The organism is Sphingomonas sp. Leaf28 (assembly GCF_001421685.1).
GTDB lineage: Bacteria > Pseudomonadota > Alphaproteobacteria > Sphingomonadales > Sphingomonadaceae > Sphingomonas > Sphingomonas aurantiaca.
On record NZ_LMKX01000009.1, the window covers coordinates 356,407 to 377,489 of the forward strand.

A 21,083-nucleotide genomic window follows, 5' to 3' on the forward strand; every position below is an offset into this window, starting at 1 on the left:
CCGTCCTATGATCCAATGGAACGGGCCGAGCGTGCGCGTCTGCGCGCCGAGACGCGGCTGGCGGGGACGATCGCCGACTTTTTCCTGGATGCGGACGCGCGGCTCGACGACCGCACGCGTCTGTTGCTGGCGCAGGTGCTCGGCGCGATCGTCGGGGCGATCGAGTGGGACATAAGGCGGCACGCAGCGCGGCTGCTGGTCGGCGGCGGCGCGACGCGTGCGGGCGAAGCGATGCTGAAGGCGGGGGCGGGGACCGTGCTCGAGCGGCTGACGCGCGCCGGGCTGCTGCGCGACGAAGACCTGATGGACGAACTGATCGCGCGGGTTCGCCATGATCTGATCGCGGCATCGTTGCCGGTCGAGGTGGCCGAACCCGATGAAGCGAGCCTGCTGGTGCGGTTGGCGGGCGTGCCTGATAGCGTCGTCGCATCGGCGGCCTCGGCGCTGCTGGCCGCCGAAAGCCGGCGGCGGGTGGCGAACGAGCAAGGGTCCGTCGGGGGCAGCGAGCTGCCCGCGGAATTGCATCATCGGCTGGTCTGGTGGGTGGCCGCGGCGATCCGCGATGGCTTGAAAGCCGCGGCACGCGACAGCGATCGCGCGATCACCGATGCGGCACAGCGCAGTCTGGCGGCGCATGACGAAGGCGAGCGTCCCGATGCGGTGGCCACGCGGCTGGCGGCGGCGCTCGATGCGCGACCCAATGAGCTGGCCGCGGTGCTGGTTGAATCGATCGGTGATCGGCGTCTGTCGCTGTTCGTCGCGGTGCTGGCGCATGCACTGGGCATCGGGTTCGATCAGGCGCGCGCGATCACGCTCGATCCCGAGGGCGACCGGTTGTGGCTCGCCTTGCGCGCGCTCGACATGGATCGACCGACCATCGCCAGGATCGGGCTCGCGCTGTCGGAAGCCGATCCGCGCCGCGATATCGAGGCGTTTGCGGACGCGCTGGACGCGATCGTTTCGATCGGCGTTGAGGATGCGCGGGCGTCCATCGCGCCGCTGGCACTGAACCGCGATTTTCGCATGGCGTTGCGCGCGCTGGCGCGTACGGAACGACGATGAGCGCGTTCGACCCTTCGACCGAAAGCCCGATCGCCCACGCCATCGTCGCGCCCGACGGTTCGCTGTCGTTCGCGGACCCCGCGTTGATCGCGTTGAACCAGCGCGCGGGCGGGATGCGCGGCGCGCCGCTGGCGGTGCCGCAACTCGCGACGATCGCGCGGCTCGCGCGGCGGCTCGGTATCGTCGTGTCGCGCGGCGTGGTGGTCGCCGATGACGAGACCGATGTAGATCTCTGGGTTCGCGCGCAACCTGATGGTGAGAATGTGCGGCTGACGGTGAGCGGCTGGCGCGAGATCGCGGCATGGCGGCCGGTACGCGCCTCGCCCGATACGCAGGACGCGTTTCTCGGCAGCGACACCGACTGGCGGTGGGAAACCGATGCGGCGCTGCGGCTGACGTTCGTCACGCTCGATGCAGGGCCCAAGCATGGCTTCGACGCGTTCGCGCTGCTCGGCCAGCCGCTGACGGCGATGTTCTCGCTCGATACCGGATCCGACGGGACGTTGCCGATCCTCGATTCGCTCGCGCGCCGGCGCTCGTTGATCGCGCAGCCTGCGCGGTTGCGGAGTTCGGGGCGTGCCGTGACGCTGACGGCGAGCGTCCGCCACGATGCCTCGGGCGATTTCGCCGGGTTCGTCGGCGCGGCGCGGATGGTAGTCGACGATGTCGCACCGCCGGCCGAGACGGAAACGCTGTCGCCGACCTTTACCAGCGGGCTCGACAAGGCGTTGCGGATACCGCTCGCGCGGATCGTCGCCAATGCCGACAGCATCAACGCGCAGGCCGATGGGCCAGTGCAGGGCGATTATGCCGACTATGCCGCCGATATCGCCAGCGCCGGGCGCCATCTGCTCGAACTGGTCGATGATCTGGTCGATCTCCAGGCGGTCGAACGGTCCGATTTCACGCTCGTGCCCGAGCCCATCGATCTGGCCGATGTCGCCCGCCGCGCGGCGGGGCTGTTGTCGGTGCGTGCCGCCAATGCCGATGTCACGATCACGCGGCCCGCGGTCGACGTGCGCGTCGCGGCGCTCGGCGATTTCCGGCGCGTGTTGCAGATCCTCGTCAACCTTGTCGGCAATGCGGTGCGCTATTCACCACGTGGGGCGCAGGTGATCGTCACCGCGACGCAGATCGACGGTCGCGCAGCCGTCGTGGTTGCGGACACGGGCAAGGGCGTCGCGCCTGAGGACCAAGTGCGGATTTTCGAGAAGTTCGAACGGGTCGATCCATCGGAGGCCGGCGGCAACGGGCTCGGCCTGTACATCGCGCGGCGTCTGGCGCGGGCGATGCAGGGGGATCTCACGATCGAGAGCGCACCGGGTGAAGGCGCGCGGTTCGTGTTGACGCTACCGGCGGATCCGGCGCGCCACCAGGATCAGCGCTAGACCGAACGCGGCGAGGAATGCGCCGCGATCCGCCCATGGCCGCTGGTCGAGCATGAAGCTCGACTGCGGCCAATGGACGTATCCGAGCCCCTGGCCGATCCAGAGCAGACCCATCAGTGCGCAGAGCACACCGACGATCATCAGGATCGGCCGGAGCGTCGTCATCAGCGTGCGTCCATCGGGACGTAGTCACGCGCCGTCGGGCCGCTGTACAGCTGGCGCGGACGGCCGATCTTCTGGTCGGGATCGGTGATCATCTCGTTCCATTGCGCGACCCAGCCGACGGTGCGGGCGAGCGCGAAGAGCACGGTGAACATCGAGGTCGGGAAGCCGATCGCCGACAGGATCACGCCCGAATAGAAGTCGACGTTCGGGAACAGCTTCTTCTCGATGAAGTACGGATCGTTGAGCGCGAGGCGCTCGAGCTCGATCGCGACGTCGAACACCGGATCGGTCACGCCCAGCTCGCCGAGCACTTCCTTGACAGTCGTCTGCATGACGGCCGCGCGCGGATCGTAGTTCTTGTAGACGCGGTGGCCGAAGCCCATCAGGCGGAACGGATCGTTCTTGTCCTTGGCGCGCGCGATGAACTCGGGGATCCGGTCGACCGTGCCGATCTCGTGCAGCATGTTGAGCGCGGCTTCGTTCGCGCCGCCATGCGCGGGGCCCCACAGGCAGGCGATGCCGGCCGCGATGCACGCGAACGGGTTGGCGCCCGACGAGCCGGCGAGACGGACGGTCGAGGTCGACGCGTTCTGCTCGTGATCGGCGTGGAGGATGAAGATGCGGTCCATCGCCTTTTCGACGATCGGGTTCACGACATACTTCTCGGCGGGCACGCCGAACGTCATCTTCAGGAAGTTGCCGGTGTAGCTCAGCGTGTTGTCCGGATAGACGAACGGCTGGCCGACGCTGTACTTATACGCCATCGCGGCGATCGTCGGCATCTTGGCGATCAGGCGGTGCGACGCGATGACGCGCTGGGCCGGATCGTGGATGTCGGTCGAGTCGTGGTAGAAGGCCGAGAGCGCGCCGACGACGCCGCACAGGATCGCCATCGGATGCGCATCGCGACGGAAGCCGCGGAAGAACTGCGCGAGCTGCTCGTGCACCATCGTGTGGCGCGTGATCGTGTTCGAGAAGTTGGCCAGCTCGTCCTTGCTCGGCAGTTCGCCGTTGAGAAGCAGATAGGCGACTTCCATGAAGTTCGACTGCTCGGCCAGCTCGCCGATCGTGTAGCCGCGGTGCAGCAGCGTGCCCGCGTCACCATCGATATAGGTCAGCTTCGACTGGCACGACGCCGTCGAGGTGAAGCCCGGATCATAGGTGAAATTGTCCGTCTGCGCGTACAGCTTGCGGATATCGATGACATCGGGGCCGACCGTTCCGGACATCACCGGATAATCGAATTCCTTGCCGTCGACCTTGAGGTTTGCGGTCTCGCTCATGCTTGTATCCTTCCTCGAAATCTTATCAGCTCGCCATCCGGTCGGCGATCCGTCCCAGGCTCTCGTCGCGCCCGAGCAGGTCGAGCACGTCGAAGATCCCCGGCGACGTCTTGCGTCCCGTCAACGCGGCGCGAAGCGGCTGTGCGACCTGGCCGAGCTTTACGCCCCGGGCTTCGGCCACGCGCCGTACCGCGCCTTCGAGCGCCTCCGTATCCCACTTGTCGAGCGCGTCAAGTTCGGCATGGGCATTGACCAAAATTGCGCTCGCTTCGCCCTGTAAAAGGCTCGCCGCAGCGTCATCCATCGCCAATGGGCGCTGGCTGAACAGAAAATTCGAACCCTCGGCCAGCTCGTTCAGGTTCGCTGCCCGCGGCTTCAGGACCGGCATTGCGCGAGTCAGAAGATCGAGTCCGCCGGTCGGGAGGTCGTGTCCCAGACGTGCGGCGGCTAGTTCTGCCAGCCGTGCGTCGTCGGCTTCGCGAATGTAGTGACCGTTGAGGTTTTCGAGCTTTTTGAGATCGAAGCGTGACGGCGACTTGCCGACGCCCGACAGGTCGAACCATTCGACCGCCTGCTCGCGACTGATGATCTCGTCATCGCCGTGGCCCCAACCGAGCCGGAGCAGGTAATTGTCGAACGCCTCGGGCAGGATGCCCATCTCGTCGCGATACGCCTCGATGCCGACCGCGCCGTGGCGCTTCGACAGCTTGGCACCGTCGGGACCGTGGATCAGCGGGATGTGCGCGTAGATCGGCTCGGGCCAGCCCATCGCGCGATAGATCGGCAGCTGGCGGAACGCGTTGTTGAGGTGATCGTCGCCGCGGATGACGTGCGTGACGCCCATGTCGTGATCGTCGACGACGACCGCGAGCATATAGGTCGGGGTGCCGTCCGAGCGGAGCAGGACGAGATCGTCGATCTCTTCGTTGCGGACGGTGACGGACCCTTGGACGCGGTCCTCGATCGTTACCGAGCCTTCCTGCGGCGCGCGCAGGCGGACGACGTGGGGAAGATCGGGCGCCTCGCTCGCCGGGCGATCGCGCCACGGGCTGCGGATGCGCAGCGGCTTCTTCGCTGCCTGCGCCTCGGCGCGCATCGCGGCGATTTCCTCGTTGGTCATGTAGCAGCGATAGGCGTGGCCGTTCGCGACCATCTCGTGCGCGACCTGCGCGTGGCGCTCGGCGCCGGCGAACTGCATCACCGCGTCACCGTCCCAGTCGAGACCGAGCCAGCGCATCCCGTCGAGAATCGCGTCGATCGCGGGCTGGGTCGAGCGGACCCGGTCGGTATCCTCGATCCGGAGCAGGAACTTGCCGCCGTTCGCCTTTGCGAACAGCCAGTTGAACAGCGCGGTGCGCGCGCCGCCAAGATGCAGGAACCCCGTCGGCGACGGAGCGAAACGGGTAACCACGGGTGCGGCCGAATTGGCGGTGCCCGTATCAGATATTGCGCCCAACCGCGGGTGCTCCCAGACTGTAGAAACGATGGCCGGATCAGCCGTCGCCGGCCCTAGCATGCGTCCTTGGCGGCGACAAATAGGCGTGCCGCCCTGGATGGCGGGAACGGGCCGCACGATCGAGTGCTGGCTGGAGGCGGAGCGCGACCAACTCGTATTGTGGTTGCCGGTCATGTTGGGCGGCGGAATCGCGCTCTGGTTTGCGTTGCCCGATGCGGCGGCGTGGCGGTCGGCAATCCTGGGGATGCTCGCGATCGGGCTTGCTTGTGTTGCGACCGGGCGCGGTGGTCGAGCGGCGCGGGTTGTTGCCCTCGGCATGGCGGCGGCGGCGCTGGGGTTGGGGCTGATCTGGTTCCGCGCGGACTTGGTTGCGGCCCCTGTACTTGGCGGCCCGACCATCGCCAGCTTTTCCGCGAGCGTCGAGGTGATCGAACCGTTGGTGGCACGCAAGCTCGTGCGGTTGACGCTGTTGCCGGTCGGGGAGGGGGCGGACAGCGCGGGGCGAGCTGTCGCCTTGCCGCACCGGATCCGCGTCAATCTGGCCGAACGAGATGCGCCGGTCGGGCTTGGGACGGGCGCGGTCGTCCGGCTGCGTGCGCGGCTCATGCCGCCGCCGCTACCGGCGGTACCGGGCGCCTATGATTTCGCGCGCGTCGCGTGGTTTAGCGGGATCGGCGCGACGGGTCGGGGGTTTGCCCCGGTCGTCGTGACGGCGGCAAGCGGATCGGGCGCGGGCATCCGAGTCGCGCTTTCCCGTCATATCGTTAGCCGGCTGGAGGGCAGCGCCGGTGGTATCGCCGCGGCGCTCGCGACGGGTGACGTCGGCGCGATCACCGAGGATGATTCGGAGGCGATGCGGCGGGCTGGACTGGCGCACCTGCTGTCGGTCAGCGGGTTGCATATCACCGCGGCGGTGGCCGCGACGATGCTGATCGTGATGCGGCTGTTCGCGCTCAGTCCGTGGCTGGCGTTGCATGCGCGGTTGCCGGTGATCGCGGCGCTGGCGGGGGCGGCGGCGGCGATCGGCTATACCTTGCTGACCCGTGCGTTATAGGAGTCAAACCCTTATTTTTGGCAGATTTGCGCGGCTACTGAATGTCCGGGATTGGAGGAAAGCGGGTCTTCGCGGGATCGCATGATCGGGTCCGCTATCGACAGAAGCGGACCCGTATCGAACGAATCAGGCAGGAAAATGAATTCCGCACAATTTGTTGCCGTCGGGGTCACGAAAATAGGCCAGCTCGATGGTGCCCATGGAGGCAGTTTCGCGCGGTCCCGGCGGAGCTTCTATCGAGGTCCCGCCAGCGGCAACGGCGGTATCGTGAAGCTGCTTCACCTGTTCGGGCGAGTCGCAGGAAAAGGCAACGGTGCTGCCGTTAGCGACGCTTGCCGGTTCGTCGTTGATCGGCTGGCTGACGATGAAGTTGGTTCCGTTACCATTGTTGTAGATCAGACGGGTATGGCCGCTGTCGGCGATGTTCCGCGTTCCTTCGCCTGCACCCAGGGTGGCGAGCACCGTGTCGTAGAAGCGCTTTGACCGTTCGATGTCATTCGATCCGACCATGGTGTGAAAAAGCACAGGCACTCTCCTGAAGGCTGATCGACTTTCGATCGCTATTAGCAGTCTCACCTAACTGGCGCGTAACCCGCAGTCACCCCGGCCCGTGGAATGTCCGCAAGTGGGCGTCAGCGGACGTTCGAGAAAATCGCGCGGCAGTAGGCTACGGCTACAACGCCCTGACCCGCGCATTATAGGAGTCAACATCAGAGTTTTTCGCAGCTTTCTGCGATTTTCTAGTCGTCATCCGGTGGGGGCGGACCCTCAGCAATTACCTCGTATCCGTTCAGATCGATGTAAACGACTGGGCCGCCGGGTTCGGTGAAGTCATAGACGGGAGGATCGTCATTGGTGATACGAACCGAGATGACCGACCCAGCGTTCAAGCCTTTCTTATAAGCCTCAGTCGTTATCTGGACGACCGATCCGATCGGCGGAACGCCATCAGCTTCGGTTGAGAAAAGCACGCTGCCGCTCAGTGCAAATTGTAACCGCATCCACCTACCCCTTTAGAATACGTCGTCGGTGATCGTCTTTTCGCCGCCACCGGCATCATCATCCCATGACAGCTTGACCGTCGCTCGTCTCGGTGATCCCATGTAAACGGCAGCTAGAAGGCTGATCGCTTGGTGTGGTTCGAGCGTAGGGTAAGGGAACTTTTCTGTCAGATCGTGGCTCTCAAGCAAATCGTTACCAGCCAATACGTCCATGCGGACGCTACGAGCCGTTCCCTTGCCCCGATTGAATATCTTGAACTGATAGCTCGTTTTTCCTGTCTTCACGAAATTGGCGAACAGATCAGCCTTTTTCGATGAAACGCTCTCGGCCTGCTCCTTCTCGATTTGGAGGGCGTTTAGTCTTCGCGTAAGCTCGTCACCTTTTCGCTGTCGCCAGAGCGTGTAGCCCGAGAGGCCAAAAGCGGCGACGGCCATCACATCGCTGATGGTCACTTCCATTTTTTGAACATCTTCGAAATATCGGCTTTTACGTCTTTAAAAACCTCCGCCTTCAACGCATCGACCTCTTCCTCGATCCGCGCACCGTTGGCTTCTCGCAGTTCGTCTTTGGTCATCACGCGCTCGCAACGAACGCATTTGATATCCGGTTTTTCTTCGTCGTGCTCAAAGCTCTCGCCGCCGCAAGTTGGGCACTGCAAGCTGATCGAACGGCCGTAATCGTCCTTCATGTTCTACTCCGAAGATTGGATCGTGGAACAATAGCGGAACAGGATTACACCAGAAGCAGTGAGGCTGCCAATCGCTAAAGCGGCAGCGCCATCTGCCGCGCATCATAGGGTGTCGCAGAACCCTCCATAGCGCCGATAATCGTCTGAGCTAGTTCGGCTGCTGCCTGTTCGCGGATGCGTTGCACGGGCGCTGTCAGCCCGACGCGCGCCCACGCTGGAGCAAGGAGGAGGCTTTGGGCGAGGCTGGAGGGATCAGGCTGGGTCATGCAGCCTTTGTTCTCCTTTTGATCCGATTCGTCTAGGTCGATTTTGCGACCGGGTGCAGATCGCCGGACAGCGCGGGTTTCTACGCGCGTGCCTGAACAAGAGCAGTCTACCGGGTGATTGCCAGACAGCCTAAGTTGATGGTATGTTGAGAGTGGCACTCGATGCCACTCTACCAGAACCCTGCCGTATTCGTGGGCCGGGATGAAAGGCTGCGCTATGTCCCGCGTTCACCTACTTCATCATTCACCGATTATTGGTGTTCGGCTTAACGTTGCTATTGATTACGTTATTGTTGACGCTGCGGTCAATACACTTTGTATGGTGATTGCGGTGATCGTTGCGATTGGCTTTTATCCCGGCTTCGATAACGTTATCGCCAACGTTCTTCCTAACGTTCCTAATTCGGCGAATGGTGCGGCTAATGATGCGGCGTTCGTTGCGGGGCTTTCCTGATGGGGAACAGCGGCGATGATGGTCGGAGCGTTCAAACGCGGTTTCGACCAATAAGTGACGTTGGTAACGAGCAGGTGCGAATGTTCGTCAACGCCGGTGAACCGGACAAAGCGTTCAAACTCGCGATGGCGCATAATCAACGTCGTCAAATGCAAACGGTCCTTCGTTCGTTGGTTACGATCAGCGGTCTGGCGCTCGCGCATCCAATGGTCCGTGAAGCCGCTGCTCGCATCCTTCATCTCGGATAGCATTCATGGCGACGGAGCCGTTCCCGGCTCCGTGCTGTTAATCGTTGTCAAAGTCTGCAAGTGCCTGACCAAGTAGGTTGGCAATCGGGCAGTGAGGGTTCCGGCTCAGCAGCGTCACTATGTCCTGACGGTAAATCCGCTCTGCCTCGGCGCAATCGACTAGCTGGATCAATGGAGTGTCCCGCCAATCTGATCGAGCGCCTTGTTCAGGCCATCGATGGCTTTTGAGATAGTTGATTTCAGCTTGGTGTTGCCGTCTTCGGCGGGTTCCGGGAGGTAAAGCTGGAAGTTAGAGTTCTTGTTCTTGGTTTCGCCTGCGCGGCTGACACAGGGGTTCAGAGCCTCAGCCACACTCAAGCCGCGCTGTAGTCGCTGACGAATGGTCGCCGGGTTCATGCCCAACTCAAATGCCCAATCGCAAAGTGTCTCGACGCGGCCCTTGTGAGGCAGCATTGGGCTTACTGAACCACCCTTGCCGGTCGTGTCGCGCTTGGATCGACCCAGAGGGAAGCCATAATCATTGACTTCACGAACGCCCTTGCTGGGCCTGCGATTGTTCTGCTGTGTCTTACGATCGGGTGCCCACCAGACATTTCCGGGTTCATAGTGACCGTCATTGTTGATGCGATCTAGGCTATGCTTGGCAGTCGGGCGTGGGCCAACCTCGTCTAGGAAGGACTGAAAGCCGGAAGTCTGGTAACGCCATTCATCACATACGCGGATGCCTCGCGCTCCATAGTTCTCGTAAGCGATATTGTTTTCGTTGTGGCAGCGATGGATTGCGTTCTTGAGTGCGCTGCGTTCTACTAAGTGGGTGCGGTAGGCCATGTTTGGCTCCTCCGTGTAATTGTTTCGACACAATTACTTAGTCAGAGCCGCAGGTAGTTAAGTGCGTAGATAACTCCAGATAGTCATCTGACTAACTAGAGTTATGAAATGGATGGAAACAGCAAAGTCGCTTATTGGCACCAAGGAAGTTCCTGGTCCTAAGAGCAGTTCAACAATCATGGCTTGGGCAAAAGCACTTGGTAACAGGGCGCTTGGCATGGCCTACAACGAAGACGGCACTCCTTGGTGTGGTCTCTTCGTCGCGCACTGCATCAAGAGCGCAGGACTACCCACTGCACCGATCGCGGTTCGTGCGAGCAGCTGGTCCACCTGGGGACAGAAGTGCGCGCCCACTGTTGGGGCAGTCGTGGTTTTCCAGCGCCCCGGCGGCGGCCACGTCGGCTTCCTCGTTGGCGAGGACAAGACGCGGTATCGCGTGCTTGGCGGCAACCAGAGCGATGCGGTCAACGAGACGTGGATTGAGAAATCGCGCGCTGTCGCGGTTCGCTGGCCAGCCGGTCAGACGCCGCCGCTGGTGCCGTTGCCTTACTTCATTGCCCCTGGCAGCACGTCCAAGAACGAAGCATGATTAAGTAGAAGACAACCTCAGGATGCTCATCCGGGCTGCTCAAGTCATGATGTTGTAGAACCCCCGGTCAGATGGCCGGGGGTTCGCCTATGACGACGGACTTGGACAAGGCGCGCCACTTCCTCGTGTTCGTCGTTCTGTGAATGTCTCGGCCTAACTCGAATAGGAACCGCTCTACGTCCTCGGCGTCAACGTCGCTTCCAAGCGACTTAGCCAGCTTACCCATTTCCTCGATATAGCGTGGATAACTGTTGGGCGCGTTGACTGCTCGCACCTCTCTGCCCTGTTCGATACGTCCTGGCATTGGGTCTTTGAGGATCGCCGCGCGCAAGTCGTCCAACTCGCGATAGTCCTCAGACATGATCGCGCGCATTACCTGCTGATCGAGGATCAGACAGCGGTCGCCACGGTGATCCAATCCGGCGAAGTAGGCCAGCTTGCTTGTGCTGGCTGTAAACAGACCGGGTATCTCATTAAGGCTGGACAGCGGGTTCTTCTTGGTCGTGCCGTATTCGCGCAACGAGCCCAAAACATCACCGATATAGTGCGCATCCCGCATTGCCACCTGAAGGCTGACGGGAGCGCCCTTGGTCATGTAGTTGGTATGGCCGTCGGGGTAGCCCCAAACGAGCGCGAAGACCGATCCCTTTTCGTCACCCTCCTTGAAGGCGGCGAACACGTTCGAGCGAAGTAGCGGCTTTTCGCCCAGTGCTAACGCGCTGTCGATGAACGGCAGAGTGTTGTCCCAAACGTGTGGACGGACCTTCTGCCCCTCCTCCGGTGCGGTAAGAAACTCCTGTAAGGCTTCCGCGAAGTTCACAGAACCAGAGCCTCGCATACCTTGTTGTAATCCGTGCCGGTGCGCGTTGGCATGACAATGCGGAACAGGTCGTTGTCGAAGTGAACTTCCAAGACCAGCGCAGCGTCGTCAACGTCACCGTCCATGATCCAGCCATGTGCGTTCACATCGTGCCTAGCCAGCGTAGTGGCTAAGCCTTCCATGTCCTTGACCGCAATGGTTACGCCGTCGAACTTGGAAGCTGCGCCAGTTTCACCAATGATAGCGTGGCGTCCAGATTGCGGCAGCTTGAAGCTGAGTTTGGCGTCTTGGATCGAAAGCCGTGCTGACCCCGCGAATGACCGGCTCTCGCCCCTATTAGTGTTCTTACGCGCGTGATCCTGTCGCTCATGCTCAATGTAGCGCGCCGCCTGCTCGAACTCACTGCTGAGCGTTTTTAGGGGCTTGCTGGGGGTCTTGGCGGCTTGTGCTACCCGATAGCTGCCTGCGCTCGTGATCTGGTGGAGGTGAATGGGCTGCTGGATCGACTGCGCCTTGATCTCGCCCGCGCTATCCAGGGTCCAGCCCGTCAGCTTTTCGACCTGAGTAAGCAGGTGGCGTGCATCGCCAGCCGTAAGGATGAAGGGCTGATCCTCAGGCAGGTCGCCCACATGATCGGTCAACGTCATCACAGCGCCGGGGAAGCTATCAGCCTCGGACACAGCCTCGATCGTCGCTACCTTCTTGCCGCGCTTGACCCTGTTTCGGATCAACAGGTCGCGTTCCTTGCCCTGCGTTTTGTCGGGTGTCGTGTTGACGATCAGATCGATGGCGCGGAAAAATGGCGCGAGTGGTTCGCTAGATTGCTTGGGAGCATCGCCAGCCATGCTGAGCAAGATCGGCTCGACCTTGGCAGCGTCGTCATGCACCACCTCCACGATCTCCGCGGAACCACTGCCGTCGATCTTCGCCAGCACCAGCGCATATCCTGCACCGGCCTTCACGCCGGCCGGAAGCGCCACGGCGGCAGAGCGCGGCTTGGCATCAAGGATCGTCTCGGCTCGCTGAACTCGGGTTTGACGCCCCTGATCGCGGATAGCGCGGCCCCGGCTGTTTTGCTCGTCCAGTGCTTTGCTGCGCCATCCCTCGATGCCCTTCTCTTTGAGCCACGCAGGAAACTCCTGAGGGGTTTTCCCCAATGACGCAGCATAACTGAGGACGGTCGCATACTGGCTTCGCGAGCTATCATTGCCCTTTGCTGTGAACGCCAGCTTCAAAAGGCCAATGTAGGGATTGGCCTGGGTGCGACTGTTGTAAGGTATCTTGTGCTTCTCAAAGAACTTGTGCGTCAGAGAAACACCAGCCTGCGGCTTGATCCCGAATAGCATTTCGCCAAACGTATAAACCTGCTCCAGAGCATTGTGCAGAATGGCACTGGCCTTGCCTTCCAGCGTCTCGAAGGACTTTGCAGTTGCCTCCACATTAAGGAATTGTTTGTCGAGTTGGCTTAGCTGACCTTCAAGTGAGTTCGCTGTGATCTGCACCGTGGACCGTTCCCCGCTTTGCCCCTGAGGGGCTGATTTCTTTAGTCTCTAAAAATCTGAGAGCCGCATGATCCTTCCTCCCGACCCGGTTAAAACTCCGTTGAGGCAACGGCTCCAGGACGACAATCGGGCGATCTATCTGCCCGCGATCAGCCAGACGTTTGCGCGCACGATCCACCTCGGGAAGCTGACCACATCGCTGCCTTTCCCCGCAACGGATCTCGATTTCCTCAAGCCCGGCAACCCGCTCTTCCATTACCCGTATGCGCTCTACAGCGCGGGTCAGAGCAGTGGATCGGGAACGCCGCTACCCGACATGGTCAACGCGCGTGACAGGGCTGAGACGCTGGTTCTGGGCGATAGCGGGGGCTATCAGGTATCCACGACACCTGGCTATTTCTCGCCAGCCGTTGTTCTTCGCAACCTGCGATGGATGGAGGCGATTGCTGACTACAGCATGGTCCTCGACTTTCCCACCGGCGGGATCGCAAGCGGCAACATGCGCGAACACGTCGAACGCCTCGATGCCAATGCCGCATTGACGGCGCTGAACGCGACCAATCGGCTAGGGCTGGATTACAACGCCTGTCTGGAACAGACCAAACTCAACAACGACGACTTCCTCCAGCACAAAGCGCCTGGAGCAACGCGCTTCCTCAACGTGCTGCAAGGCCGGTCAGAGCGCGAGAGTTCGTTCTGGTATGAGGCTGTAAAGCACTATCCGTTTGAAGGTTGGGCGTTCGCAGGCCACCATCAAAACCGTTTCTCGCTGATGCTGGCGCGGCTGCTCGATATGCGCGACGACGGGCTGTTGCAGACGGCGCAGTGGATACACGTTCTCGGCACGTCCACGCTGCCCATTGGCGTGCTGCTATCCGTGGTGCAGCGCACGGTGCGAAAGCTCTACAACCCTGACATCCAGTTTAGCTTCGACACCGCAAGCGCGTTCCTGTCAGGGGGGCGCTTTCAGCGATTGATGACTGGCTACGCCATCGATCCGTCACGGTGGTCAATCCTCTATTGCGCGCCATCCGTATACAGCGCAGTTCAGAACCGCCGTAACCTGGGCGACTTCATGTCGCTGGTAATCAGGAACAAGGATCGGGTGACCCGGAAGGTCGTTGCGCGCACTGCGCTGTCCAAGGCACTAACGCTGGGCGACCTGCGCGAGCCGGGGACAAATGAACTGAGTGCTGACGGACGCAACCTACTTGTTCATCACAACGTCGAAGCCCTGATCGACGCGCACGACATAGCCCACGATACCTACTTCGATGATCCTCGCATCCGCGATCCAAAGCTGACGCCCAAGGCAGTCCATGTTATAGCAGCCTTTATCGAGACGATACTGGCGATGCCTACTGCCCACGCCATGGCGATGATCCATCAGCATCAGGACGAACTAGACCAGTTGCGCCCGGACTGGTGACGCGGGCTTCCCTCGGCGCAGCCATCAGTCCCTCTACACCTCCTGGGGAGGAGCGGAGCAATGGCGTCGCAGACGAATGTTCTGGCGAAAGCCAGGACGACTACCTGAGAAACGAGACGCTGGCGGTTGAGCCGATCTGAGCTGACGTCGGAGACGCGCGAAGAGCGCGCGAAACCGCGCAGCGTCGTGAAGTGAAGTTGACCTTAGTGGGGGATCAATAGGGTGGGTTCATTACTCTCTTCGAGAGTAATGTAGCTACTCTCTTGGTTCGCCAGTTAGTTCAGCATCGCTTCGCGGTTTATATATAGAGCAGACCACGCGGATATAGACGCGACACGATGCCAGAGTGCATAGTGACCATATAGCGGCACTTAACTGCCCCACAGACCCTCTAAATAGATCGGACGCAACGAGCACGACGTTATAGCGCCTTTGAGTTTCAGTTTCCCATCCTAGTGGGATCAACGCGGAACCCCCGGATTGGTCGTGCTCTCCGGGGGTTCTTTCTATTTGGAGCACGACATGACAAAAACAATCGACATCACTCTTGCCCTACGTTGGGAAGAGAATGGCGTCTGGCAGGACTACTCGTCCAACTTCGACAAAAAGCTCAAGAGCAGCAAATTCCGCGTGTTCACCGATGCAAAGATCCCCGGCTTGCCGCGCACCATGAACCTCCCCAAAGCCCACAGCTTCGCTGCACACCACAAAGGTGAGGTCGTCAACATCATCGAGACGACCACAGACTATGTTGGCGGTGCTACGAAGCGCGAGGCAATCGACCACGTTTACGACCTCAGGAACAACGCCAAGCCACCGGAAAGCGGGGAACGTCAGGTCGCCTACATCATTCGCGTGCCCACGAGTTCGATCGTGTATGGGAAGCTAACAGGACATATCGAAGGTCTGGAGATTAGTGACAAAGCTACCAACCGCTACGTCTATAGCCATCGTTGCGGTGAGATGCGCGTCTCAGAGGCCGAGCATCTGCGTATCCAGTCCGACACGTCGGGCGTCTTCTCCAAGCAGGAATACAGCTTCGTTCGCTACCTGCCGCGCAGCACCGAAACGGGAGGTGCAGCGTGAAGCACTCGACCAAGGCACTGCTGGGCTATCTCAGGTCATGGCACCTCACCTCCACCGGGAAGCAGAGAAACAAAGGTCACTATGTTGACCTGACCTTTTGCGAGTTCCTGAACCTCTTCGACACCAAGCAACTCCAAAAGCTTCGTATCGCGCTCATGGACGGCAAGATCAAAGAGGTCCAAAACGAGACGAACGAGCACGCATTGGTCCTGACATGGCGCAGCTACGCCGCCCGCTCCTCGGAGGAGTTTACTAGCGAAACGGCCTTCGTTTGCACCCGCGAAGAGAGCTTCAAAATCAACAGGTCAGGAACTGGCGATACACTCCGTCCCTCTCACGTCCACAACATGAGCGAAGGTTTGAAGGGGCGAACCCTATCTGACGAACACCGAGCGAATATCAGCGAGGCCTGCAAGGGCGTGGCGAAGCCCACATGGTCCGAAGAGAAGCGTGAAAAGTTCAAGGCTGTCGCGGCCAAGCGCGAAGCCGCAAAGCGAGCAGCTAGGGAAGCTGCCAAGGGGGCAGGCGCATGATTGAAGTTCGCATCTCCATTCCCCTAGCGGAATACCTCCACATCAAGGACGACCTAACAGAGCAGTTTAACCAACATGGCATCGTAGCCATGCTATCAGCGGACTCGATCATTCGCACTTGGGCTGCTCTTAAATTCGGAGAGTGGTTCCACAATCAGCAAGCGAGCGTCTACTTCCACATTGGTCACGGCGAGATTGCGAACGAGTGGGACGACACGCTTCAAATCGCAGCCATCGATGCGGAAATGATTGGGGACGGCTACCAACCCAGGGTCGTCATGACGTTCTTTGAGGAAGATGACGTGGACGAGGAATATCGAGAAGGAGTCGACAGAGACAAGAAGTTGGCTCTGCTTTTCAAGCTGACACACGGCGGCAAATGAAGCCCATTGACTAACAGGAAGCCTCGGCGGTGAGGCCGGGGCTTCGTTGTATCCGGAAGATCGGATAAGCCCTCACCGGGGCGCTCTGGAGCGTTACGACCCCTTGGGGCCGACGTTCCGCACCTCGCGGATGCTCTCAGCAAATTGATCTGCCCAGGCTTTCATCTGGTCGAGCGTTTCCTTGTGGTTCTTCTCCATCGTGTGTTCGATGCGAACCTGACCCTTCTCAATGTTCTGCTGCCCGATCTCCAACTTGACGATACGCTCCACGTCAGACGTGCGGTTGTTCGCTACCACGTTGATCGCCGTTTCGTTGTTCTTGATATCATGCTTCAGGTCGCCAATTTCCTTGTTGACCGCATCGTGGCTTAGCTTGTGCAAGTCATGATCTTCCTTGCGGCGCTTGTCGGCTCGTTTCTCAATCAGTGCAAAGACGCCAGCGATCATAAGGATGACACCGCCAGCCTCCATGAGGTTCTTTGGCTCAAGCAACGGATTTGGGACGGGAACCACAGTCGTGGCCGTCAGGGTCGTGCTGGTGGTCACAGGAGTGCCACTGGACGAGGTAGCGGCCTCTGCCTTATTCCCGTCGCTCATCTTATTTCGCCAGTCCGTCGATGATGCTAAGCACGATCGCCACGATAGCGGGGCTGGCAACGCCGACGCGGACAAGAAGCGTTGCGATCATGCCGCGCGCTTCTGGCACTGCCCACGCGGTCTTTGCGACATGCACTAGGCCGTTCTTCACGTCCTTGAAGAAAGAGGGCGTCTCTGCGACCTTTTCGGTCGTCTCGTTATTATTCATTTTCAAACTCCGTTCTGCCCGTAGGCTCTCCTAATGTGCGGACTATCGAATCCGTCTATACCCTCGCGACCGGGCTAGACTTTGAGCCCGCCGGCTAGCTGTCTTTACCGATCCGACCAGTCGGTCCCGCCGGGCCTGACTCACCAGCGGAGCCAGTATCCAACTTCATTCGGTGACCTTACGGTTATCGCGAGTGCGTATTAGATACTGTCTATCAGGGCCTCACTGGCCTGTTGTTCGTAGCTTGGTGATACTTGAACCAATCCGAACCAGCTACCGTTGGACCCTTCGCGGTTTCCTCGGCTAGTTTCTGCTGGAAACGCTGCTCTGCCGCTGCCACGGCCTTGTCGATATCCGCACCTGTCATGCCCATGTCCTTGAGCAGCGCAGGGCCAGCGAGAAGCTGGTCCATTGCCTGACCGTCGCGAATGCCTGTTTCGTTGCCGTTCTTGTAAGTGTCCCAGCTTGGCGCTGGTCGCGCGGCTGCAACCTGAGCCATGTTCTGGTGCAGCTTCGAGACATCGCCGCCAGCAGCCCTGATTTCCGCCTCGGTCCAGTAGCTGGTGAGGTAATCAGTGCCCTGATAGGCGTTGATGAGATAGCCGTCGTTGATACGGCCAATCATGCGGTTGCGGTGACATGCCAGCAGCCAATCCACGACCGACTTGACCTTGGGGCTTGCTGCGCGAAGTGCATCAAGGAAGCCAATACGGTGCGCGACATGGAGTGCGCTCAGCCAGTAGCCGCTAAAGAAGTCGTGGCAGTGAATGCCAGCGTCAGTAAGCTGGACCGGGCCAAAGCGCGCCGCACCCGCGAACACAGCCTTGCGCTGGTCAATCTCTCCACCCGACATGATGTTGGTTGGCGGATTGAGGAAGCCGGGAGTGCTGGCATACCAGAGATCGTAGAAGGTCTCGAAATCGAACGTCACGAAATCCATAACTTCCGCGCGGCTGTAGAGTCGGTCGCTGTTTGCGCTCGCTGTCTTCCAAGCCATCGCGCTCTGTAGGAACTTCCAAGCTGCACCACGCTCGTAGAACTCGGTGCAGCTATCGGCTTTACCCAGAATCACGTTGTCGTAGAGTTTGACCTGATCGAAGAACCTATGACCCAAGAACGCAAATTCAGGCGTCTGGAATAGCAGCGAGCCCCAATGGGGAAGCTGGTGGCCGTGCGCTTCGTCAATCTGGTTGGTGCCGAAGACCGGCTTCGAAGCCACCAGACCGCCATAGGGCACTTTCACTCTGAGTGGGCTGCTGCCGTTGGACCATTCGTATGGACGACCGCCCTGCACGTAATAGGCCTGGCTCGCGGGTGTCGCGGCCTGTCCCGGTCCATAGTAGTGGTTACGCATCGTATGTTGCGGCGCATGTTGCCCTTGTAGAGCGGCTTGTTCCTGCCGTTCTCGAAGGCGTGATATGGATCGCTGACATAGCCGGTGAGGTAGTCGAGCGCGATTTGCTTCATGGGGCGTTGGTCGTGCGGACGCTTGGACGTGACATCGCGGGCATAGAGGGCGACCATTTCGGGCATGACCTGACGATCATCCCTCACACCACCAGGACCGGTGATTGGACTGCGGCCCATCTGGTTGAATGGCGTGTATTTGAGCCAGACACCCGCGTTCGGCACTGCGCCATCGGGATTGTAAACGCTGCCCTTCCAAGGGTCCTTGGTCGCTGCGGCCTGCGCCTGAATGTCCTGATAGGTCGTCGGCTCCCACGACATGACACGGTAGTTCGCAAAGCCGTTTGCCTGACCGTCGCTGAAAATCCTCATGTCGCCACCGTTGACCGAGAAGCCGGTTTTGGACGCGAACGGGACGCGGAAGTCGTAAACGGGAACCGTGCTCCAAATCTGCTGCTGGGTGTATTCCACAGGATCGTGACTGCGCCAGATAACGCCGCTGCGGGTCGTTCCATGTGGATAGAACGGGTTGGCTGCGGTGATCTGCGCCACGCCGCGACCATCATACGTGCCCTGCCATGTCGCGGGCGAACTGGTAGCGTTCAGGGGTTCGCCGTTGGGCTTCTCAACGCGAGCAATAACCGCGCCCGTGCTGTCTAGGATCTTCCACTTGTGCGGCACCATGTAGCTGTCCTTGCCCGATGGATCGCCAAAGGGCGCATTGGGCATGGTCGCCGTGTTCCAGTCGTAACCAAACTGGAACTGGACATACGTTCCGATGCGAATGCCTTCGCAATAGTAGTTGATGCCGTTGATGCTGGGCACTGGTCCCATAGGCAAAACCTCAGTCCATGTTGCCTGACTGCCGTAGAGCGAAGCGTCTTCGAACTTGCAGTTCTGCGCGCTGGGCTTGGTCATGACGAGGTGGTTGGGATGCTCAACAGCCGAACCGCTCGACCAGTCCTCAAGAACAGCCTTGTAAGCGCGACCCGCTGGTAGCTGCATTTCACCAACGACGATCTCGACATCGTATGTCTGCAAGCCATTGGCCGTGTAGGTCAGGTGGCGAGCAGTCTGGTTGCCAGTGATATTGCGGGCATCCACGACCAGATTCTGCAAGTCCGTAACGCTGATAACGCCATCCTTGACCGCTTCGTAATTGCTCTTGATGTCCGGCTTGCCAACGGACAGCTTCACGGACTCAATCTCAAGATCGTTGATGCCCTGCGAGGTGTTGCCTGCCGATGCGTTGATTTCCAGCGAGGCTGCTGGCGCAATGCGAGGCTTGCTCGATGTTGCCACTGGCGATCCAAGCTGAACGCCGTCGATGTAGAATGTGACCGTGCCGCCGTCGCCGCTGGGGTTGTCGTTCCATTCCGCTTCGTAAAGCTGGTTGGTGCCAAGAACGCGGTTCGTCGCCTCAGGGCTGATGATGTTCTCGCTGGAGCCGTTGCGGTGAAGCTGTAGCTGGAGCGTGTTGCCTTCCCAGTGAATGCGAAGCGTCATGCCGCCCGTTCCGTAATCCATGAGGTTCAGGATCGGAGCCTCAAACGTCGAAGCAGGAACGACGCCCTTCCAGCTCATTCGGAGTGACGGTGGTGTCTGGGTGATGATGTCGTTGGTGCTGGTCTTGAACTCCATCGCCAGCGCCTCGCTGAACAGGTAGCTGCCCTGATTGACGACGACGTGACCGTTGCGGAAGTTGAAGCCTGTGCCGCTCTTGTTCAGGCCAGCCGTTGTGCTGACCGCATTGCCGACGACCGCGTAAGGAGCGCCAGAACCGCCAAGCGTCCAAGTGCTGCTCGTTGGCGTTACGATATCAACGCGCCGCTCAATCATCACAGGGAGCTCTTCTGGTGTGTTGACGGTGAAGTTCGCCTTGCTGCCGCCGAGGTTGATACCCAGAGGAATGATCGTGCCTGGGGAGCCGTAAATGGTGCTGCTACCCGAGAGATCGACAGGCTCGGTTGGGACTTCGGGCTGGGGTTCGGGAGCGTTCGCGAGGCCAATGGTGATCGCGAGACCTGAGACGCCGCCGATGACGCGGGCACGCGCATACAGGGCCGCTGTAGCGGTTGGCTTGTCGCCAGGAAGGAACACGGTCGCTTCCTGCGTGAGCGTGATACCGGGATCACCGAGGTTGACGGGGACCAACACATAGGAGCCGTTGCTGCCGGCAATCTGCCCTGCAACTTCACTCAGGTTGATGATCGCGCCAAAGCCCGCATCGCCATTCTTGCCCGATGGACCGGCGGGGCCGCTGGGACCGGCTGGGCCAGTTGGACCGACCTTCGCATCAACGAGGTCGCCCGCAATGTCGATGATCTGGCGGACTTCCTTCGCAAGCTGATAATTGTGCGGCTGCAAAGGCAACAGCGTGTAGTTCAAGCCCGATGCAGTCTGACCCGTATAAGGGTCAACCAGAGTCAGTTCGCTTGCGCTGTCCACGGTATCAACGGGGAAGCTGAGTCCGCCGATGTTAAGGGCAGTGCCGTCGTAATTGGTAAGCCAAGACGTGCCGGAACCCACAACCCGGCGAGAGCCGTTGGTCAGGCTAATCGTTCCGCTATTTTCGAAGTTAGTTGCCATGCGGCCCCCTGAATATCATTTCTGATATTTAGCGGGGCCGTATCGG

At 60.3% G+C, this 21,083-nt stretch carries 25 protein-coding genes; 10 read left to right on the top strand and 15 right to left on the bottom strand.

Translation table 11 applies throughout. From position 1 onward, the window contains the following. The first annotated feature begins 15 nt into the window (after positions 1 to 15). Together ASE79_RS14825 and ASE79_RS14830 are read left to right on the top strand one after the other, a co-directional pair. Entirely contained in the window at positions 16 to 1,062 is a 1,047-nt protein-coding gene (locus ASE79_RS14825; protein WP_235516953.1) for a DUF2336 domain-containing protein, read from the top strand. Beyond that, positions 1,059 to 2,450, top strand: a complete 1,392-nt coding sequence (locus ASE79_RS14830; RefSeq protein WP_056418120.1) for a sensor histidine kinase — start codon at positions 1,059 to 1,061, stop codon at positions 2,448 to 2,450. The genes ASE79_RS14825 and ASE79_RS14830 overlap by 4 nt, the downstream gene beginning before the upstream one ends. On the opposite strand, the gene ASE79_RS14835 is transcribed toward ASE79_RS14830, so the two are convergent. Genes ASE79_RS14835 through gltX form a run of 3 tightly spaced genes read right to left on the bottom strand, consistent with a single transcriptional unit; the run spans position 2,412 to position 5,414 of the window. Further along, on the bottom strand, positions 2,412 to 2,615 hold the full coding sequence (locus tag ASE79_RS14835; protein WP_056418125.1) for a hypothetical protein: 204 nt from the start codon (positions 2,613 to 2,615) through the stop codon (positions 2,412 to 2,414). The two genes, ASE79_RS14830 and ASE79_RS14835, sit on opposite strands and share 39 nt — an antisense overlap. Further along, entirely contained in the window at positions 2,615 to 3,898 is a 1,284-nt protein-coding gene (locus ASE79_RS14840) for a citrate synthase (RefSeq protein WP_056418127.1), read from the bottom strand. The genes ASE79_RS14835 and ASE79_RS14840 overlap by 1 nt, the downstream gene beginning before the upstream one ends. A 25-nt stretch (positions 3,899 to 3,923) precedes the next feature. Then, positions 3,924 to 5,414, bottom strand: coding sequence for a glutamate--tRNA ligase (gene gltX, locus ASE79_RS14845; protein ID WP_082445333.1), 1,491 nt, complete (start codon positions 5,412 to 5,414; stop codon positions 3,924 to 3,926). A gap of 25 nt (positions 5,415 to 5,439) precedes the next feature. Here gltX and ASE79_RS14850 point away from each other — a divergent pair, with 25 nt between their 5' ends. Continuing rightward, complete coding sequence (locus tag ASE79_RS14850) at positions 5,440 to 6,408, top strand: ComEC/Rec2 family competence protein (RefSeq protein WP_235516955.1); 969 nt, start codon at positions 5,440 to 5,442, stop codon at positions 6,406 to 6,408. Between the two features lie 126 nt (positions 6,409 to 6,534). Here the strand turns inward: ASE79_RS14850 and ASE79_RS14855 are convergent, their stop codons facing one another. From ASE79_RS14855 to ASE79_RS21735, 5 genes are all read right to left on the bottom strand, one after another. Then, positions 6,535 to 6,933 carry a VOC family protein gene (locus ASE79_RS14855; RefSeq protein ID WP_056418136.1) on the bottom strand — a complete coding sequence of 133 codons (399 nt, stop codon included), beginning with the start codon at positions 6,931 to 6,933 and terminating at the stop codon, positions 6,535 to 6,537. A gap of 215 nt (positions 6,934 to 7,148) precedes the next feature. Further along, the gene (locus ASE79_RS14860; protein WP_056418139.1) at positions 7,149 to 7,409 is read right to left on the bottom strand and encodes a hypothetical protein; all 261 of its coding nucleotides are present in this window, start codon (positions 7,407 to 7,409) and stop codon (positions 7,149 to 7,151) included. Positions 7,410 to 7,421: 12 nt separating this feature from the next. Continuing rightward, a complete protein-coding gene (locus ASE79_RS14865; protein WP_056418144.1) occupies positions 7,422 to 7,868 on the bottom strand; it encodes a hypothetical protein in 447 nt (148 codons plus the stop codon). Continuing rightward, entirely contained in the window at positions 7,859 to 8,098 is a 240-nt protein-coding gene (locus ASE79_RS14870) for an ECs_2282 family putative zinc-binding protein (RefSeq protein ID WP_056418145.1), read from the bottom strand. The genes ASE79_RS14865 and ASE79_RS14870 overlap by 10 nt, the downstream gene beginning before the upstream one ends. A 74-nt stretch (positions 8,099 to 8,172) precedes the next feature. Next, positions 8,173 to 8,364, bottom strand: a complete 192-nt coding sequence (locus ASE79_RS21735) for a DUF6771 family protein (RefSeq protein ID WP_056418148.1) — start codon at positions 8,362 to 8,364, stop codon at positions 8,173 to 8,175. Between the two features lie 217 nt (positions 8,365 to 8,581). Here ASE79_RS21735 and ASE79_RS21020 point away from each other — a divergent pair, with 217 nt between their 5' ends. Continuing rightward, positions 8,582 to 8,818, top strand: a complete 237-nt coding sequence (locus ASE79_RS21020; protein ID WP_156359701.1) for a hypothetical protein — start codon at positions 8,582 to 8,584, stop codon at positions 8,816 to 8,818. A gap of 80 nt (positions 8,819 to 8,898) precedes the next feature. Further along, positions 8,899 to 9,066: a hypothetical protein gene (locus tag ASE79_RS21025; RefSeq protein ID WP_156359702.1), complete on the top strand. Its 168-nt coding sequence runs from the start codon at positions 8,899 to 8,901 to the stop codon at positions 9,064 to 9,066. A gap of 168 nt (positions 9,067 to 9,234) precedes the next feature. Here ASE79_RS21025 and ASE79_RS21030 read toward each other — a convergent pair whose 3' ends face one another. Then, positions 9,235 to 9,894, bottom strand: coding sequence for a hypothetical protein (locus ASE79_RS21030; protein WP_156359703.1), 660 nt, complete (start codon positions 9,892 to 9,894; stop codon positions 9,235 to 9,237). Positions 9,895 to 9,997: 103 nt separating this feature from the next. Between ASE79_RS21030 and ASE79_RS20435 the strand changes: the two genes are divergently transcribed. After that, positions 9,998 to 10,483, top strand: coding sequence for a TIGR02594 family protein (locus ASE79_RS20435; RefSeq protein ID WP_082445334.1), 486 nt, complete (start codon positions 9,998 to 10,000; stop codon positions 10,481 to 10,483). 67 nt (positions 10,484 to 10,550) lie between these two features. On the opposite strand, the gene ASE79_RS14890 is transcribed toward ASE79_RS20435, so the two are convergent. Both ASE79_RS14890 and ASE79_RS14895 read right to left on the bottom strand, forming a co-directional pair. After that, positions 10,551 to 11,303, bottom strand: coding sequence for a hypothetical protein (locus ASE79_RS14890; RefSeq protein WP_056418156.1), 753 nt, complete (start codon positions 11,301 to 11,303; stop codon positions 10,551 to 10,553). Next, a complete protein-coding gene (locus tag ASE79_RS14895) occupies positions 11,300 to 12,805 on the bottom strand; it encodes a hypothetical protein (RefSeq protein WP_056418159.1) in 1,506 nt (501 codons plus the stop codon). The genes ASE79_RS14890 and ASE79_RS14895 overlap by 4 nt, the downstream gene beginning before the upstream one ends. 67 nt (positions 12,806 to 12,872) lie before the next feature. Between ASE79_RS14895 and ASE79_RS14900 the strand changes: the two genes are divergently transcribed. The 4 genes from ASE79_RS14900 to ASE79_RS14915 all read left to right on the top strand — a co-directional run bounded on the left by ASE79_RS14900 (position 12,873) and on the right by ASE79_RS14915 (position 16,236). Next, the gene (locus ASE79_RS14900; protein WP_156359704.1) at positions 12,873 to 14,234 is read left to right on the top strand and encodes a hypothetical protein; all 1,362 of its coding nucleotides are present in this window, start codon (positions 12,873 to 12,875) and stop codon (positions 14,232 to 14,234) included. Between the two features lie 522 nt (positions 14,235 to 14,756). Next, positions 14,757 to 15,320 (top strand): hypothetical protein, encoded by a 564-nt coding sequence (locus tag ASE79_RS14905; protein WP_156359705.1) that lies wholly within the window; start codon positions 14,757 to 14,759, stop codon positions 15,318 to 15,320. Then, on the top strand, positions 15,317 to 15,853 hold the full coding sequence (locus ASE79_RS14910) for a hypothetical protein (RefSeq protein ID WP_056418168.1): 537 nt from the start codon (positions 15,317 to 15,319) through the stop codon (positions 15,851 to 15,853). The genes ASE79_RS14905 and ASE79_RS14910 overlap by 4 nt, the downstream gene beginning before the upstream one ends. Then, positions 15,850 to 16,236, top strand: coding sequence for a hypothetical protein (locus ASE79_RS14915; protein WP_056418171.1), 387 nt, complete (start codon positions 15,850 to 15,852; stop codon positions 16,234 to 16,236). Before ASE79_RS14910 ends, ASE79_RS14915 begins: the two co-directional genes overlap by 4 nt. Positions 16,237 to 16,329: 93 nt before the next feature. Here ASE79_RS14915 and ASE79_RS14920 read toward each other — a convergent pair whose 3' ends face one another. The 4 genes from ASE79_RS14920 to ASE79_RS14935 form a co-directional block, all read right to left on the bottom strand. Beyond that, positions 16,330 to 16,833 (bottom strand): hypothetical protein, encoded by a 504-nt coding sequence (locus tag ASE79_RS14920; RefSeq protein WP_056418173.1) that lies wholly within the window; start codon positions 16,831 to 16,833, stop codon positions 16,330 to 16,332. 1 nt (position 16,834) lies between these two features. Then, positions 16,835 to 17,041 (bottom strand): hypothetical protein, encoded by a 207-nt coding sequence (locus ASE79_RS14925; protein ID WP_056418176.1) that lies wholly within the window; start codon positions 17,039 to 17,041, stop codon positions 16,835 to 16,837. A gap of 214 nt (positions 17,042 to 17,255) precedes the next feature. Then, positions 17,256 to 18,284, bottom strand: a complete 1,029-nt coding sequence (locus ASE79_RS14930) for a hypothetical protein (protein ID WP_056418179.1) — start codon at positions 18,282 to 18,284, stop codon at positions 17,256 to 17,258. Continuing rightward, entirely contained in the window at positions 18,281 to 21,037 is a 2,757-nt protein-coding gene (locus ASE79_RS14935) for a collagen-like protein (protein ID WP_156359706.1), read from the bottom strand. The genes ASE79_RS14930 and ASE79_RS14935 overlap by 4 nt, the downstream gene beginning before the upstream one ends. Between the last annotated feature and the right edge of the window lie 46 nt (positions 21,038 to 21,083).